The organism is Caballeronia sordidicola (assembly GCF_000729995.1).
GTDB classification, from domain to species: domain Bacteria; phylum Pseudomonadota; class Gammaproteobacteria; order Burkholderiales; family Burkholderiaceae; genus Caballeronia; species Caballeronia sordidicola_A.
Window position 1 is genome coordinate 119,910 of the sequence record NZ_JNFG01000006.1, and the last position, 16,081, is coordinate 135,990.

The 16,081-nt window shown below is 60.2% G+C and carries 17 protein-coding genes; 14 read left to right on the forward strand and 3 right to left on the reverse strand.

What is annotated here, in order from left to right; genetic code table 11:
- Position 1 precedes the first annotated feature (1 nt).
- The 14 genes from FH08_RS0106265 (at position 2) to FH08_RS0106335 (ending at position 13,321) form a co-directional block, all read left to right on the forward strand.
- On the forward strand, positions 2-331 hold the full coding sequence (locus FH08_RS0106265; protein ID WP_031357506.1) for an NAD(P) transhydrogenase subunit alpha: 330 nt from the start codon (positions 2-4) through the stop codon (positions 329-331).
- Positions 328-1,770, forward strand: a complete 1,443-nt coding sequence (locus tag FH08_RS0106270; protein WP_031357507.1) for an NAD(P)(+) transhydrogenase (Re/Si-specific) subunit beta — start codon at positions 328-330, stop codon at positions 1,768-1,770. The genes FH08_RS0106265 and FH08_RS0106270 overlap by 4 nt, the downstream gene beginning before the upstream one ends.
- Positions 1,771-1,805: 35 nt before the next feature.
- On the forward strand, positions 1,806-1,940 hold the full coding sequence (locus FH08_RS53980) for a hypothetical protein (RefSeq protein ID WP_268810817.1): 135 nt from the start codon (positions 1,806-1,808) through the stop codon (positions 1,938-1,940).
- 50 nt (positions 1,941-1,990) lie between these two features.
- The gene (locus FH08_RS0106280) at positions 1,991-2,314 is read left to right on the forward strand and encodes a low molecular weight protein tyrosine phosphatase family protein (RefSeq protein ID WP_031357508.1); all 324 of its coding nucleotides are present in this window, start codon (positions 1,991-1,993) and stop codon (positions 2,312-2,314) included.
- A gap of 142 nt (positions 2,315-2,456) precedes the next feature.
- On the forward strand, positions 2,457-3,785 hold the full coding sequence (locus tag FH08_RS0106290) for a THUMP domain-containing class I SAM-dependent RNA methyltransferase (protein WP_031357509.1): 1,329 nt from the start codon (positions 2,457-2,459) through the stop codon (positions 3,783-3,785).
- Positions 3,786-3,816: 31 nt separating this feature from the next.
- A complete protein-coding gene (locus tag FH08_RS0106295) occupies positions 3,817-5,223 on the forward strand; it encodes an aminopeptidase P N-terminal domain-containing protein (protein WP_031357510.1) in 1,407 nt (468 codons plus the stop codon).
- Entirely contained in the window at positions 5,213-6,457 is a 1,245-nt protein-coding gene (locus tag FH08_RS0106300) for a UbiH/UbiF/VisC/COQ6 family ubiquinone biosynthesis hydroxylase (protein WP_031357511.1), read from the forward strand. Before FH08_RS0106295 ends, FH08_RS0106300 begins: the two co-directional genes overlap by 11 nt.
- 399 nt (positions 6,458-6,856) lie before the next feature.
- Positions 6,857-7,969, forward strand: a complete 1,113-nt coding sequence (gene dusB, locus FH08_RS0106305) for a tRNA dihydrouridine synthase DusB (protein ID WP_031357512.1) — start codon at positions 6,857-6,859, stop codon at positions 7,967-7,969.
- Complete coding sequence (locus tag FH08_RS0106310; protein WP_031357513.1) at positions 7,966-8,199, forward strand: Fis family transcriptional regulator; 234 nt, start codon at positions 7,966-7,968, stop codon at positions 8,197-8,199. Before dusB ends, FH08_RS0106310 begins: the two co-directional genes overlap by 4 nt.
- Before the next feature lie 96 nt (positions 8,200-8,295).
- Positions 8,296-9,861: a bifunctional phosphoribosylaminoimidazolecarboxamide formyltransferase/IMP cyclohydrolase gene (purH, locus tag FH08_RS0106315; protein WP_031357514.1), complete on the forward strand. Its 1,566-nt coding sequence runs from the start codon at positions 8,296-8,298 to the stop codon at positions 9,859-9,861.
- Between the two features lie 105 nt (positions 9,862-9,966).
- Positions 9,967-10,509 (forward strand): crossover junction endodeoxyribonuclease RuvC, encoded by a 543-nt coding sequence (ruvC, locus tag FH08_RS0106320; RefSeq protein ID WP_031357515.1) that lies wholly within the window; start codon positions 9,967-9,969, stop codon positions 10,507-10,509.
- A gap of 21 nt (positions 10,510-10,530) precedes the next feature.
- Positions 10,531-11,121, forward strand: a complete 591-nt coding sequence (gene ruvA / locus FH08_RS0106325) for a Holliday junction branch migration protein RuvA (protein WP_031357516.1) — start codon at positions 10,531-10,533, stop codon at positions 11,119-11,121.
- A gap of 146 nt (positions 11,122-11,267) precedes the next feature.
- Positions 11,268-12,332 (forward strand): Holliday junction branch migration DNA helicase RuvB, encoded by a 1,065-nt coding sequence (gene ruvB / locus FH08_RS0106330; protein WP_031357517.1) that lies wholly within the window; start codon positions 11,268-11,270, stop codon positions 12,330-12,332.
- 53 nt (positions 12,333-12,385) lie between these two features.
- Entirely contained in the window at positions 12,386-13,321 is a 936-nt protein-coding gene (locus tag FH08_RS0106335; protein WP_031357518.1) for an oxygenase MpaB family protein, read from the forward strand.
- Here the strand turns inward: FH08_RS0106335 and FH08_RS0106340 are convergent.
- From FH08_RS0106340 to tyrS, 3 genes are all read right to left on the reverse strand, one after another.
- Positions 13,318-13,980 carry a histidine phosphatase family protein gene (locus tag FH08_RS0106340; RefSeq protein WP_031357519.1) on the reverse strand — a complete coding sequence of 221 codons (663 nt, stop codon included), beginning with the start codon at positions 13,978-13,980 and terminating at the stop codon, positions 13,318-13,320. The two genes, FH08_RS0106335 and FH08_RS0106340, sit on opposite strands and share 4 nt — an antisense overlap.
- 65 nt (positions 13,981-14,045) lie before the next feature.
- Positions 14,046-14,504 carry a D-aminoacyl-tRNA deacylase gene (dtd, locus tag FH08_RS0106345; protein WP_031357520.1) on the reverse strand — a complete coding sequence of 153 codons (459 nt, stop codon included), beginning with the start codon at positions 14,502-14,504 and terminating at the stop codon, positions 14,046-14,048.
- 4 nt (positions 14,505-14,508) lie between these two features.
- Positions 14,509-15,765: a tyrosine--tRNA ligase gene (gene tyrS / locus FH08_RS0106350; protein WP_031357521.1), complete on the reverse strand. Its 1,257-nt coding sequence runs from the start codon at positions 15,763-15,765 to the stop codon at positions 14,509-14,511.
- Positions 15,766-16,081: the final 316 nt, after the last annotated feature.

A 16,081-nucleotide genomic window follows, 5' to 3' on the forward strand; every position in this document is an offset into this window, starting at 1 on the left:
CATGGAACTGGTAAATCACACGGTCATCAACCTGATCATCTTCGTGCTGGCGATCTACGTTGGCTATCACGTGGTGTGGAACGTCACGCCAGCGTTGCACACGCCTTTGATGGCGGTGACAAACGCCATTTCGGCGATCGTGATTGTCGGCGCGATGCTCGCAGCCGGCTTGACGATTGGCGATGCAGGCAAGTTCTTCGGCACGCTCGCGGTGTTGTTGGCAGCGGTCAATGTGTTCGGCGGCTTCCTGGTCACGCGGCGAATGCTCGAGATGTTCAAGAAGAAAGCGCCCAAGCAAATCACCCACGCTTCGAAGGGGGCCGCGCAATGAGCATGAGCGTTGTCACTCTCCTGTATCTCATCGCCTCGGTGTGTTTTATCCAGGCGCTCAAAGGGCTGTCGAATCCGAAGACCGCGCGCATCGGCAATACGTTCGGCATGGCCGGAATGGCGATCGCGATTCTCACGACCATCGCGTTGATCGTGAAGCAGGCTTCGGCGCTGGGATCGGATCTGTCGCTGGGCTTAGGTTTGCTGTTCGGGGCGCTCGTGGTCGGCGGTGCGGTTGGTGCGTATGTCGCGGCGAAAGTCGAGATGACGAAGATGCCCGAACTGGTCGCCGCGATGCACTCGCTGATCGGTCTGGCGGCGGTGTGTATTGCGTACGCCGTTGTTTCGGAACCCTCAGCGTTTGGTCTTGCGGCATTGGGTGAACCGATTCCCGTGGGCAATCGCGTGGAATTGTTTATCGGCACGTTCGTGGGCGCGATCACGTTTTCCGGTTCGGTGATTGCGTTCGGGAAGCTGTCGGGTAAGTACCAGTTCCGCTTGTTCAAGGGCGCGCCGGTCGTGTATCCCGGCCAGCACATGATCAACCTGCTGCTCGCCCTCGCGATGCTCGGATTCGGCATTATCTTCATGCTGACGCAGTCTTGGCTGCCGTTCGTCATCATGACGGCGATCGCGTTCGCGCTCGGCGTGCTGATCATTATCCCGATCGGCGGCGCGGATATGCCGGTGGTCGTGTCGATGCTCAACTCATATTCGGGTTGGGCGGCAGCGGGTATCGGCTTCTCGCTGAATAACCCGATGCTGATTATTGCCGGGTCGCTGGTGGGTTCGTCGGGTGCGATTCTGTCGTACATCATGTGCCGCGCGATGAACCGTTCGTTCTTCAACGTGTTGTTGGGCGGGTTCGGTAACGAAGGCGGTGCGGCGGCAACGGGCGGTGCGCAAGAGCAACGTCCGGTGAAATCCGGTTCCGCCGATGACGCCGCGTTCATGCTCGGCAATGCGGAAACGGTAGTGATCGTGCCGGGTTACGGACTGGCCGTGGCGCGCGCTCAACACGCGTTGAAGGAACTCACCGATAAGCTGATCGAGAAAGGCATCGACGTGAAGTACGCGATTCACCCGGTGGCTGGGCGGATGCCTGGGCATATGAACGTGTTGCTGGCTGAAGCCGAGGTGGACTATGAATTGGTCCACGAGATGGAGGACATCAACGGCGAGTTTCAGCAGACGGACGTGGTGCTGGTGCTGGGGGCGAATGACGTGGTGAACCCGGCGGCTAAAACTGATCCGAAATCGGTGATTGCGGGCATGCCGATTCTGGAGGCGTATCGGGCGAAGACGATCATCGTGAATAAACGGTCCATGGCGGCGGGGTATGCCGGACTGGATAATGAACTGTTCTACATGGACAAGACGATGATGGTTTTCGGGGACGCGAAGAAGGTGATCGAGGATATGGTGAAGGCGGTGGAGTGAGGTTGGTGATGTCGATGGAAGAGTACGAGTCGATCATGAACGAACGTGAGGATCGTCGCATTGAGGCCATAGCTTGCGCTCGGTTAGCTACCTTCGATGAAACCACGACGATTTCTCATGGCGACATGCTCGCTCATTTTGAAGTTGTGGCTGACGGGTTGCGCGATTGAACATCGTGGAAACCGTCAGCTGCTGCTCGATTGTCGTTAAAAGATAATCGATGCGAGCACTCTTCCTATGCAGCAGAAATCGCTTGAGAAGCCCGACGGCTGAGCAGGTGTTTTCGTCGTGGCCCGGTGTCGAGACGGATTCGGCCGGCTTGGCGTCCGATGCGGCGACGCCGCTCGAGCCAGAGCAAATAAAGTGGGCGGACGTGCTGTTCGTCATGGAACGACGGCACAAGGTCAAACTGACGAAGAAATTCGGTCGATATTTGAACGGCAAACGGATTGTGTGTCTGGATATCCCGGATAAGTATGAGTTCATGGACCCGGAATTAGTTGGGCTATTGGAGCGAAAGGCCGGAAGATTTATGCGTTCATGAGGATCTATTTCGGCGCTACGGTGTTACTTGCCGCATAACGTAACCGCCGTCGGCTACAAGCACGCCATTTGCCAGTCTCATCAAGCTGAGCCCCTCCCCCGCGTACAATATCCCCCTTCGATTCCCAAAAAAGCACCGCCCCATGGCCACTACTTTCCTTTTCGACTGGTTTGTCCCCTGCCCGCGCGGTCTCGAGGCCCCGCTTGCGGCCGAACTCGGCGAAATCGGGGCGAAGCATGTAGATGGCTCGCAATTCAGAACCGGCAAGGAAGTCCCCGGCGGCGTGCATTTCCGCGGTAGCTGGGCCGCCGGCATGGCGGCCAACCTGCATTCGCGCATCGCCAGCCGCGTTTTGCTGAAACTGGCCCAAGGCCCGTATCGCAGCGAACACGACATCTACGAACTCGCGTATCAGCAACAATGGGAAAAGTGGTTCTCGCCGAATGAAACCATTCGCGTCGATATCACCGCGATCAAATCCCCTTTGCGCAGCCTCGAATTCGCGACCCTGCGCGTGAAGGATGCCGTGTGCGACCGCTTGCGCGAATTGACGGGCAACCGCCCAAGCGTCGACACAGCGCAACCCGACGTCCGCGTCTTCGCGTTCCTGACGCTGAACGAATGTACGCTCTACCTCGACACCTCCGGCGATCCGCTCTTCAAACGCGGCTGGCGACTCGACAAGGGCGCCGCGCCCTTGCGGGAAAACCTCGCCGCCGGAATCTTGCGCCTGACCGGCTGGACGCCCGGCACACCGCTGTTCGATCCGATGTGCGGTAGCGGCACCTTCCTAGCCGAAGCCGCGCAGGTCGCGCTGAACATTGCGCCGGGTGTTGACCGCGGTTTCGGCTTCGAAAAGCTGAAGCAATACGACGTGAACGCATGGCAAAAGCTGAAAGGCGCAGCCGTCGATGCCAAACGCGCCGCGCAGTCATCGCGTGCGGACATCCAGATCTACGGCAGCGACATTTCCGGCGATATGCTCGACAAGGCCTACGCGAACCTGGAACGCGCGGGTTTGCCGGAACTATCGTTGAAACAAATCGATGCCCGCCACATGACACCGCCGTCGGACACGCCCGGCATTCTGGTCGCGAATCCGCCGTATGGCGAACGGATTGAAGTACGCGGACGCGGCCCGCGCGGCGAACTTCGCGAACCGAAAAATCGTGGCCGCGATGAAGACGAAGAAGCGTTCCACCGCGCTCAACCCGATCCGGCCGATCAGGAATTCTTCATCTCGTTTGGCAACGCACTCAAGCAGCGCTTTCCGGGATGGCGCGCGTACGTGCTGACATCGGATCGAAAACTGCCGGGCATGCTGCGACTGCGTGAATCTACAAAAACGCCGCTCTTCAACGGCGCGCTCGAGTGCCGCCTGTTCCGCTTCGACCTGATCGCCGGCAGCGTACGGAATCGGCCGGCAGCAGCCCAACCCGCCGCAGATCAAGCGCCCGACGCGAAGGAGTGAAGCATCGCGGAGGCGGCGCTACAATCGCTGAATGAACTCATCGACTGAAGCCCAATCCTTATTAGCCGTCGACGTCTACCGCAACCGCCGTGACCGTGTCCTCGCGGCGCTGCGGGAATCGGGCGGCGGCGTGGCAATCATTCCGACTGCGCGTGAAGTCATGCGCAACCGCGACGCCGATTACCCGTTCCGCCACGACAGCTACTTCTATTACCTGACGGGCTTCACGGAACCGGAAGCAACGCTGGTCCTCAATGCCAGCGCCGACGCAGACGATCCCGCAGCCATCCTGTTCTGCCGCGAGAAGAACGCCGAACGCGAAACCTGGGAAGGTTTCCGCTACGGCCCTGAAGGCGCACGCCTCGCGTTCGGTTTCGACGCGACGTTCCCCATCGATCAGCTCAACACGGAAATGCCCCGCCTGCTCGCCGATAACCCCGCGCTGCACTACGCGCTCGGCAGTTCCGCCGAACTCGACGAGCAGGTTCGCGGCTGGCTCGCGGCGGTTCGGGCACAGAGCCGGATCGGCGTGAAAGCACCCACGAAAGCGATCGATTTGCTGCCAGTACTCGACGAAATGCGCCTCATCAAAGACGCGCACGAACTTCAGATCATGCGGCGCGCAGGCACGATCTCGGCCGAAGCGCACCGGCGCGCGATGCAAACCTGCCGCCCCGGCATGCACGAATACGAAATCGAAGCCGAGCTGCTTTACACGTTCCGCCGACGCGGCGCGCAAGCGCCCGCTTACGGCACGATCGTCGCGGCCGGCGCAAATGCCTGCACGCTGCACTACCCGGCGGGCAACACGATCGTGCGCGAGGGCGACTTGGTCCTGATCGACGCCGCGTGCGAGCTCGACGGCTACGCGTCCGACATCACGCGCACGTTTCCGGCGAGCGGGCAGTTCACATCGGCGCAAAGGGAAATCTACGATATCGTGCTGGCCGCGCAATACGCCGCCGTCGACGCCACCCGCGCAGGCGTCAGTTTCGACGCGCCGCACGAAGCCGCAGTCCGTGTGTTGTCGCAGGGCTTGCTGGACACGGGGATCATCGACCGCAACAAATTCGCCACCGTGGACGATGTCATCGCCGAGCGGGCTTATCAGCGCTTCTACATGCATCGGACAAGCCACTGGCTCGGCATGGACGTGCACGATGCCGGCGATTATCGCGACGCCCATGCGCAACTCGACGACCAGGGCGCACGCGCGTGGCGCACCTTGCAGGCGGGCATGACGCTGACCATCGAGCCGGGTTTGTACATTCGCGCAGCTGAAGATGTACCCGAACGGTACGCGAACACCGGTATCCGGATTGAGGACGACGCCATCGTCACAGCCAATGGCTGCGAGTTGATGACGCGGGAAGTGCCAGTAGATGCCGACGAAATCGAAGCCTTGATGCGCGACGCGCAAACGCCAGATGCAAATTGAAACCGCGGAAACTATCGGCGATGCTCCGCCAGCCGATTATCACTTCGATATCGCCATCGTCGGTGCGGGTCCGGTTGGACTCGCGCTCGCCGGCTGGCTGGCGAAACGCAGCGCGACGTCGCGCTTGTCGGTGGCGTTGATTGATGCACGCGAGCCTGGGGCGGCGTCGGCTGATCCGCGTGCCATCGCGGTTTCGCATGGCAGCCGCGCGATGCTTGAATCGTCGCTCGGTTTTCCCGCCGATGCCACGCCAATCAAACGCATTCACGTATCGCAACGTGGCCAGTTCGGCCGCACGCTGATCGATCACGATGAACACGGGTTGCCTGCGCTCGGTTATGTCGTGCGTTATGGCTCGCTAGTTACAACGCTTGCGCAAGCGGTCAGCAAAACCAGCGTGCATTGGTTCGCGGAAACCACGGCATCAACACCTCTACACGATCACGAGGGCGTCACACTCTCGATCCAATCAGCCTCCGGCGATCGCACGATCCGCGCGCGCATTCTGGTGAATGCCGAAGGCGGGTTATACAAGGAAGCGGACGCTTCGTCCGCTTCGTCCGCTTCGTCCGCTCTTTCCGCCGACGGCAAGAACACGCGCGATTATGGCCAGACGGCGATTGTCGGGACGGTGAGCGTATCGTCGCCACAACCTGGCGTCGCGTGGGAACGCTTCACGCCCGAAGGGCCGATTGCGTTGCTGCCGTCCGGCGGCGCGCGTCAAGCGGACTACGCGCTCGTCTGGTGTTGCGACCCTGAAGAGGCGGCCCGCCGGTCACAACTTCCGGACGCTGAATTCCTCGCGGAACTCGGCTCGGCTTTCGGCGAGCGCTTGGGCCGATTCACGCGCATCACCGGACGGGCGATGTTCCCGCTCGGACTAAATGCGCTGAATGCGCTGGTCGACCGGCGCACGGTCGCTATCGGCAACGCTGCGCAAACGCTGCATCCCGTTGCGGGACAAGGGCTCAATCTGGGCTTACGCGATGCTCACGCGCTGTGCGACGCGTTATCGACGAACGGCCCGACGATGGTCGCGTTGAGTCTTTTTGCTCAACGGCGTGCGTTGGACCGGCGTATGACGATTGGCGCGACCGATACGCTTGCGCGTCTTTTCACCATCGATTTTGCGCCACTCGCTGCGATGCGAGGATTGGCGTTGAGCGCGCTGGAACTTGTCCCGCCGGTTAAAACCGTGCTGGCACGACAAATGATGTTCGGGCAACGGCGCTGACTTGGCGGAATACTTGCAGCGGCTCCGTGCAAGCACGGCGCGCGGCGTGATTGCTGTACTCGGGTCTGCCGCGCGCGAGTTCTTCTGAGCTGATCACACAGGGGCGTCGGGCGCCCCTGCGACTCCTGTGACTCCTGTGACGAGGTTTCTGCGCGCCTTTCGCGAGCCTCGCATGACGTCCATCACGGTATGGACGCATGGATCGGATCAAACATGTCTTTCGCGCACTCCATTCATCTGTGCATAGTTGGAGCTTTTCCTCTATGACGTTCGCGATATTCATAGAAGATTTAACAACCTGCGCGTCGATTGGACTTAATTGACTCAGCGCGTTCGCGTTAAAATACGCGTTTCCTTAAGCGCTTTTGCATCCCTTTATTTGGGAACATCGCGAGTTTCATGCCTATTTCCACACCGGCCATCGGCCCCCACATTTTGCGCAACAACTTGTTTGTCGCCCCCATGGCCGGGGTGACGGACCGCCCGTTCCGGCAGTTGTGCAAACGCATGGGCGCGGGTTACGCGGTGTCCGAAATGGTTGCGTCGAATGCGCAATTGTGGAAAAGCGAGAAAACGCTCCGTCGCGCGAATCACACCGGCGAAGTGGAACCTATTTCCGTGCAAATCGCTGGCGCTGATCCGAAAATGCTCGCCGAGGCCGCGCGTCACAACGTCGCGAACGGCGCGCAGATCATCGACATCAACATGGGCTGCCCAGCCAAGAAAGTCTGCAATGTCGCGGCTGGGTCAGCATTGCTGCAAAACGAAACGCTGGTCGCGCAGATCGTGCAGGCCGTGGTGAACGCAGTCGGCGTTGGCCCGGACGCGGTGCCCGTCACGCTGAAGATCCGCACGGGCTGGAATCGCGAGAACAAGAATGCGCTCAACATTGCGCGCATTGCACAGGACGCGGGCATTTCCATGCTGACCGTGCACGGCCGCACGCGCGCCGATCTCTACAAGGGCGACGCGGAGTACGAGACCATTGCCGCCGTCAAAGCTTCGGTGCGCATTCCGGTGGTGGCGAATGGCGACATCGCCACACCCGAAAAAGCGCGTCACGTACTGGCCATTACCGGTGCTGACGCGATCATGATCGGTCGTGCCGCGCAGGGGCGCCCGTGGCTCTTTCGCGAGATCGAACACTTTCTGGAAACGGGCGAACATTTGCCGGCGCCGCGTATCGACGAGATCCAGCAACTGATGAATGAGCATCTCGAAGATCACTATGATTTCTATGGCGAATTCACGGGCGTTCGTACAGCGCGCAAACACATCGGCTGGTACACTCGCGGCCTTTCCGGCGCCAACACGTTCAGACATCGGATGAACACGCTGGATTCCACACGCGAACAATTGCTCGCCGTGAATGAATTCTTCGACGCCCAAAAGGCGTTGTCCGACCGTCTCGTCTATGTCGAAGAACTCGACGCAGAGAGCGACCGCGGCGGCAACGACGAAGCCGAAGAATCGTGCGGCATGCAGAACCACACAGACCGACTAGCCGCATGAGTAGACATCACATAGAACAATGCGTCCGCCAGAGCCTGGACAACTATTTCCAGGACCTGGACGGTTCCAAGCCGCACGACGTCTACGAGATGGTGATTTCGTGCGTCGAAAAACCGATGCTGGAAGTTGTGCTGAAGCAAGCCGAGGGCAATCAGTCGCTCGCGGCTGAGTTTCTCGGCATCAATCGCAACACCCTGCGCAAGAAGCTGCAACAACACGGACTTATTTAAAGCAGTTGTTTTAATCCGGACCGTCGCGGCGTACGGCGGTCGACTCGAATTTCCTGATTCCCCTCGACTCCCCTACCGGCTTCCGCCGTTCCCATCATGATCAAGCAAGCGCTCCTTTCCGTTTCCGACAAGTCAGGCATCGTTGAATTTGCGAAATCGCTGTCGGAGCTAGGCGTTAGCCTGCTCTCGACTGGCGGCACCGCAAAACTCATCGCCGATGCAGGCCTGCCCGTCACCGAAGTCGCCGACTACACCGGTTTTCCGGAGATGCTCGACGGCCGCGTGAAAACGCTGCACCCGAAGGTTCACGGCGGCATTCTGGCGCGCCGCGATCTGCCGGAACACATGGCAGCGCTCGAACAACACGACATTCCGACCATCGACCTGCTCGTGGTGAACTTGTATCCGTTCGTGCAGACGGTATCGAAGGAAGAATGCTCGCTGGAAGATGCGATCGAAAACATTGATATTGGCGGCCCGACCATGCTGCGTTCGGCGGCGAAGAATCATCGTGATGTAACGGTGATCGTCGATCCCTCGGATTACGCGATCGTCCTCGACGAAATGCGCTCGGCTAAAAACACCGTCAGCTACGCGACGAACTTCAAGCTCGCCACTAAAGTGTTCGCGCACACCGCTCAATATGACGGCGCGATCACAAATTACCTGACAAGCCTGACCGACGAGTTGCAGCACAAGAGCCGCAACACCTATCCGTCGACGTTCAACCTCGCGTTCACCAAAGTGCAGGATCTGCGTTACGGCGAGAACCCGCATCAAAGCGCTGCGTTCTACCGCGATCTCACCACGCCCGCCGGCGCGCTCGCGAACTACGAGCAGTTGCAGGGTAAGGAACTGTCGTACAACAACATTGCGGATTCCGACGCTGCGTGGGAATGCGTAAAGACCTTCGACGCGCCGACCTGCGTGATCATCAAGCACGCGAATCCGTGCGGCGTGGCGATTGGCGCTGACGCGCACGAAGCGTATTCGAAGGCGCTCAAGACCGATCCCACCTCCGCGTTCGGCGGCATCATCGCGTTCAATCGCGAAGTAGATGAAGCGACGGCGCAGGCTGTGTCGAAGCAGTTTGTGGAAGTGCTGATGGCGCCTTCGTTCAGCGATGCAGCCAAGCAGATTTTCGCGGCGAAACAGAACGTGCGTTTGTTGAAGGTCGATCTCGGCGACGGTCACAACGCGTTCGACCTGAAGCGCGTGGGCGGCGGCCTGCTTGTCCAATCGCTGGATTCGAAGAACGTGCAGCCGCACGAATTGCGCGTGGTCACAAAGCGTCACCCGACGCCGAAGGAAATGGACGACCTGCTGTTCGCGTGGCGCGTCGCGAAGTACGTGAAGTCGAACGCCATCGTGTTCTGCGGCGGCGGCATGACGATTGGTGTGGGCGCGGGCCAGATGAGCCGTGTGGATTCGGCGCGCATTGCCAGCATCAAGGCGCAGAATGCGGGCTTGTCGCTGGCAGGATCGGCTGTGGCGTCGGACGCGTTCTTCCCGTTCCGCGATGGCCTTGACGTCGTGGTCAACGCTGGTGCGACCTGCGTTATCCAGCCGGGCGGCTCCATGCGCGATGACGAAGTGATTGCCGCTGCGGACGAGCACAACATTGCGATGGTGTTGACCGGAACGCGGCACTTCCGTCACTAAGCACGCTTTATCTTCGATAAGCCCGGTGGCCGGCAGGCGCACCGGGCTTTTTACTTTTTGCGCCGCGCTGTTAGTATCGCAAGCACTACGTTCCAACGGCACTCCATGAGAATTCTCGGTATTGACCCGGGCCTGCGCGTGACGGGGTTCGGCGTTATCGACAAGACCGGTCAAACGCTGACCTATGTGACCAGCGGCGTCATCAAGACCGCCGACGCAGATTTGCCGTCGCGTCTTCACACGATCTTCGAAGGTATCTCGACGCTTGTCCGGCAACACGCGCCCGACCAGTCCGCGATCGAAAAAGTGTTCGTCAACGTTAATCCGCAATCCACGCTGCTGCTCGGCCAGGCGCGCGGCGCAGCTATTTGCGGTCTGGTCGCGAGCGGTGTGCCGGTCGCCGAATACACGGCGTTGCAGTTGAAGCAGGCCGTTGTGGGCTATGGCCGCGCAACGAAAGAACAAATGCAGCAGATGGTGGTTCGATTGCTCGCGCTCACCGGAGTGCCGGGCACCGACGCCGCGGATGCGCTCGGCATGGCCATCTGCCACGCGCACGCCGGTGGCGCGATGACGGCACTCGGCGAGATCGCGCCATCGCTGGCTAAAAAGGGCCTGCGCGTACGGCGCGGCCGTCTTGTCGGCTAACTCCACTACAAGTTCCTCACCATGATTGGTCGCATAGCAGGCGTTTTACTGGAAAAAAATCCGCCGTACTTGCTCGTTGATTGCGGCGGCGTAGGCTACGAAATTGCCGTACCCATGAGCACCTTCTACAACCTGCCGAACGGCGGCGAAAAAGTCGTATTACTGACTCAGTTGATCGTTCGTGAAGATGCGCACTTGCTGTACGGCTTCGGCACGCAACAGGAGCGCACGACGTTCCGCGAACTACTCAAGATCAGCGGGATTGGGGCGCGCATGGCGCTGGCCGTGCTGTCCGGCATGAGCGTCCAGGAACTCGCCCAGGCCGTGACGATGCAGGACGCTGCGCGCCTGACACGCACACCCGGCATCGGCAAGAAGACGGCCGAGCGCCTGTTGCTCGAACTGAAGGGCAAACTTGGTGCGGATCTGGGAACGGCAGCGGGGACGGTGAGCGGTCCGGACCATGCGAGCGACATCCTGAATGCATTGCTGTCATTGGGTTACTCCGAAAAAGAAGCACTGATGTCGGTCAAGAATGTTCCGGCCGGCACGGGCGTCTCGGAAGGCATCAAGCTGGCCCTGAAAGCGCTGTCGTTTCAACCCACGCGCTGATCACTTTTCAACCGGCCGAGCGGATCACAAGCGCGACGCCCTCTGATTGCAGTTGGTACGAGTTCAGTCTCCCACGCAACTGATCCGGCCAACAGTCGGCCGATCGGCCAGCTTTCGGTGAGCGACCCACGCGGTACAATCGACGCATGATAGAAACCGACAAACTCGCTGCCGAACGCATCATCTCGGCTACTCCCGTCTCGCCGAACGAGGAAGTGTTCGAGCGCGCGCTGCGGCCGCGCGATCTCGAGGAATATGTCGGGCAGGAGAAAATCCGGGATCAGCTTCAGATTTTCATCGAAGCCGCGCGACGGCGCTCCGAGGCGCTCGATCACGTTCTTTTGTTCGGGCCGCCGGGTCTCGGCAAGACCACGCTCGCGCATATCATTGCGCGGGAGATGGGCGTGAATCTGCGGCAGACGTCGGGCCCGGTACTGGAACGCGCCGGTGATCTGGCTGCGCTGCTCACCAACCTCGAGAAGAACGACGTGCTTTTCATCGACGAAATTCATCGGCTGTCGCCGGTCGTCGAGGAAATCCTGTACCCGGCGCTTGAGGATTATCAGATTGACATCATGATTGGCGAAGGTCCGGCCGCACGTAGTGTCAAACTGGATTTGCAGCCGTTCACGCTGGTTGGCGCGACCACGCGGGCGGGCATGCTGACCAATCCGCTACGCGATCGCTTCGGCATTGTGTCGCGGCTCGAGTTCTACACCGCGAGCGAACTGGCGCGAATCGTTACGCGCTCGGCGTCGCTGCTCAAGGCGGATATCGTTCCGGAAGGGGCGTTGGAGATTGCGAAGCGGGCGCGCGGGACACCGCGAATCGCGAACCGGCTGCTTCGGCGCGTACGTGATTACGCCGAGGTAAGAGCGGACGGCAACATCACAGCCAAAGTCGCCGATGCTGCGTTGAAAATGCTCGACGTCGATCCGGTCGGCTTCGACCTGATGGATCGGAAACTGCTGGAGGCCATCCTGCACAAATTCGATGGCGGTCCGGTCGGCGTCGACAATCTGGCGGCAGCTATTGGCGAAGAGCGCGACACCATTGAAGATGTGCTTGAACCCTATTTGATCCAGCAGGGGTATTTACAGCGCACGCCGCGCGGACGTGTTGCCACGTTGCTCACGTATCGCCACTTTGGCCTGGCCGCCCCCGACGCCGGCCCGGTCCGCGAACTGTGGGACGCCAACGCCGACAGTTGAGCCATCAGCCGCAACAACCCGACGCCACAGCCTGATAGCAAATAGCCGAACCGATGTCCGATCAAGCAAGTCCCCGCTCTAATGATTCATCCGGTTTCGCCGGCCAATTGGTCAAGCGAGTGCGCTCCAGACTTGCCAATGGCGTCACGAGCCTGACTACCGGCAGTGGACCATCGCTGGATTATTCGTCGCCGCCGGGCGACCCGGGACTGTTCGGACCCGACGCCATTTGCTGGAAAGTCCACGCCGACTTTACATCGATGATGACTGGCGGCGTCAGCGCCCTCCTGCTTCAGGCCCTACACCCAATGGCGCTCGCGGGCGTCTGGGATCACTCCACCTTTCGCACCGATATTCTCGGACGCCTGCGCCGCACAGCTACGTTTATCGCGGGTACGACGTATGGCAATAAGCATGACGCGCTTGCGCTCATCGAGCGTGTAAGGCGAATTCATCTATCCGTGACAGGTGTTACTCCCCACGGGCGGCCGTATCGCGCAAGCGATCCTGAGTTGCTGACGTGGGTTCACGTCGCGGAAGTGTCGAGTTTCCTGAAGGCGCATTTGCGATACGTGAACCCGCGGCTTCCCCGCGAGGCGCAGGATCGCTATTACGCGGAGACATCGACCATAGCGGAGATGCTCGGTGCGACCAATGTGCCGAAGAGTTGCGCGGAAATTGACAGGTATCTAGCGTCAATGCAGCCACAACTGGAAGCAAGCGACCGTACCCGGGAAGTGATGAAGGTACTGATGAACGCGCCAGCGCCCAGTGTCGCGATGAAACCCGCCAGCTCGCTAATACTGAACGCAGGTGTGGACCTGCTGCCTGACTGGGCGCAATCGATGCTCGGATTCGGCGCTCTCGCGCCGCTACGCCGCGCGTGGACGCGGCCAGGCGTCAGGATGATCGCACCGTTGATACGCTGGTCGCTGATCAACGGTGTGTCCAAACGAGCCCGGCGCCGCGCCGCGATGAAGCCCGATTAGCGCGGGACTTCCTTGAGGTCGTCGTCGCTGCCGGGAGAAGAAAGATGCGCGACATCGCCCCAGCACACGACCTTCGTTTGACCGTTCTCAAAGTCCACCACGTTAATACTGGAATTCAGCAACGGCCAGTCGCGCGGCACGTCGAGCGGCAATCCACGCACGAACCGATAAATGCAGTCCAGTACACCACCGTGAGCGACGACCGCGATACGTCCGCCCGGATGCGCGGCCACAATCGGCTCGACGATGCTCAGCACACGTTGCGAGAATGCTCGTTGCGATTCACCGCTAGGCGGTGCGAAGTCCGGATTATGGCTCTGCCAGTCGGCATATTCGAAGGGATACTTCGCGCGGATCTCTTCGCCGCTGTGAGCTTGAAAGTCACCGTATAAACGCTCACGCAAACCTTCATTCAGCTTCAGCGGCAAACCAAGCGCGTCCGCAAATGGTTTGGCGGTTTGCTGAGCACGCTGTAGATCGCTGCAATACACCGCGTCGAGTCGAGCGCCGGTCTTCGACTCCTGCAACAGACGCTGTGCGAGCTGCGCTGCTTGTGCAATACCGGTCGCAGCCAGCGGAATATCAATGTGCCCCTGAATACGCTTGATGCGATTCCAGTCAGTTTCGCCATGCCTGATGAAGAGGACTTGCGTGGTCATGAGATGCGTGAAATTCCGGAAGATGCGCCCAAACGACGGGTGCAGTAACACAGCTTGGAGACGTCTCAGGGACGAACTTGCAGCCAGAAAGTGACCGGCCCGTCGTTGACCAGCGAGACTTGCATGTTCGCACCGAACTCGCCCGTCGCAACAATGGGATGCGTGGCGCGCGCCTGCGCAACAAAGTAATCAAACAACCTGCGGCCTTCCTCGGGCGGCGCAGCCGGTGTGAAGCTAGGCCGCAGCCCGCTGGAGGTATCAGCGGCGAGGGTGAACTGCGACACCAGCAACACCCCACCCGCACGCCCGGCACCGTCTATATCCCGCACAGGGAGATTCATCTTTCCGGCGGCATCGCTAAAAACACGATACGCCAGCATCTTCGCCAGCAGCTTGTCCGCAACGGCCTCGGTATCGCCAGGCTCCGCGCACACGAGCGCCAGCAAGCCGGCATCGATCGCACCCGTCACGCGGTCGCCCACGCGCACGTCGGCCCGCAAGACACGCTGAATGAGTGCGATCAAGCGCTTACGCTGCCAGCGTGACGCGCGCGAAGCGGCGCTTTCCGACCTGCACCACAAACTCGCCCGCCTCGATCTTCAAGCCCTTGTCTGACACCGTCGCACCGTCGATCTTCACGCCACCCTGCTCGATATTGCGCAGCGCCTCGCTGGTCGAAGGCACCAGTCCGGCTTGCTTCAACAGTTGCCCGATGGCGAGCGGTGCGCCGCTTAGCGTCACCGATGGAATTTCGTCCGGCACGCCACCCTTCGCACGATGGTTGAAGTCTTCCAGCGCCCGTTCCGCGTCAGCCGGCGAATGGAAACGCCCAACGACCTCCTGCCCCAGCAGCACCTTGAAATCGCGCGGGTTACGACCACCCTCGGCTTCGCTTTTGAACCGCGCAATCTCTTCGATACTTCTAAACGACAGCAACTCGAAGTAGCGCCACATGAGCGTGTCGGAAATGCTCATCAGCTTGCCGAACATGTCGGTAGGCTTCTCGCTAATGCCGATGTAGTTGTGCTTCGACTTCGACATCTTCTCGACGCCGTCCAGCCCTTCCAGCAGCGGCATGGTCAAGATGCATTGCTGCTCCTGGCCGTATTGCTTTTGCAATTCGCGGCCAACCAGCAGATTGAACTTCTGGTCCGTGCCGCCGAGTTCGAGATCGGCGTTCAGCGCAACCGAGTCGTAACCCTGCATCAGCGGATACAGCAACTCATGAATCGAGATGGGTACGCCGCCCTGGTAACGCTTCGTGAAATCCTCGCGCTCAAGAATCCGCGCGACTGTGTAGCGCGAAGCGAGTTTGATCATGCCGTCGGCGCCGAGCGGCATGGACCATTCGCTGTTGTATCGAATCTCGGTCTTCTCACGATCCAGCACGAGCGCGGCTTGCTCGAAATAGGTCCTCGCGTTCGACTCGATCTGCTCCCGCGTCAACGGCGGCCTCGTGGCGTTACGCCCTGACGGATCGCCGATCAGCGAAGTGAAGTCGCCGATCAGGAAGATCACCGTATGGCCGAGATCCTGCAACTGACGCATCTTGTTCAGGACAACCGTATGGCCAATATGAATATCAGGCGCAGTCGGATCCAGGCCAAGCTTGATGCGCAGCGGCTTGCCGCTCGCGGCGCTGCGAGCGAGTTTCTGCGCGAACTCAGCTTCGATCAACAGTTCGTCGCAGCCCCGTTTGGCGATGGCAAGCGCTGCCTGCACTTCGTCGGTCAGGGGTAAGTTTTTCGCAGCCGAAGCCGGAGAGTCGTTCGGTTCAGTGGTCATGCTTGCAACTTTTTTCGGGTGATTTGTTCGGGGCGCTAACAGGCGCCGATCGGGCAACAGCCGCTGTTTCCCGATTCGTCCACAGTCACGTTCGGACATGGAAAATCGTGCGGCATTCGCTTGTTCAGGCAACGGATTTTACGTGATGTCGACCGCCTTCGCCCCGTTTTCCCCGCTTGTTGGCCGCGCGTTGGCCATTCGGTCATGTTTTGAATGCCCTGACTCCGGATACGGAGCTCAAAACACGACCGAATGGCTAACGGCTTAACGAGTGGCATCGATGCGTGGATAATCGGTCCATCGCGGCCGCTTTGGC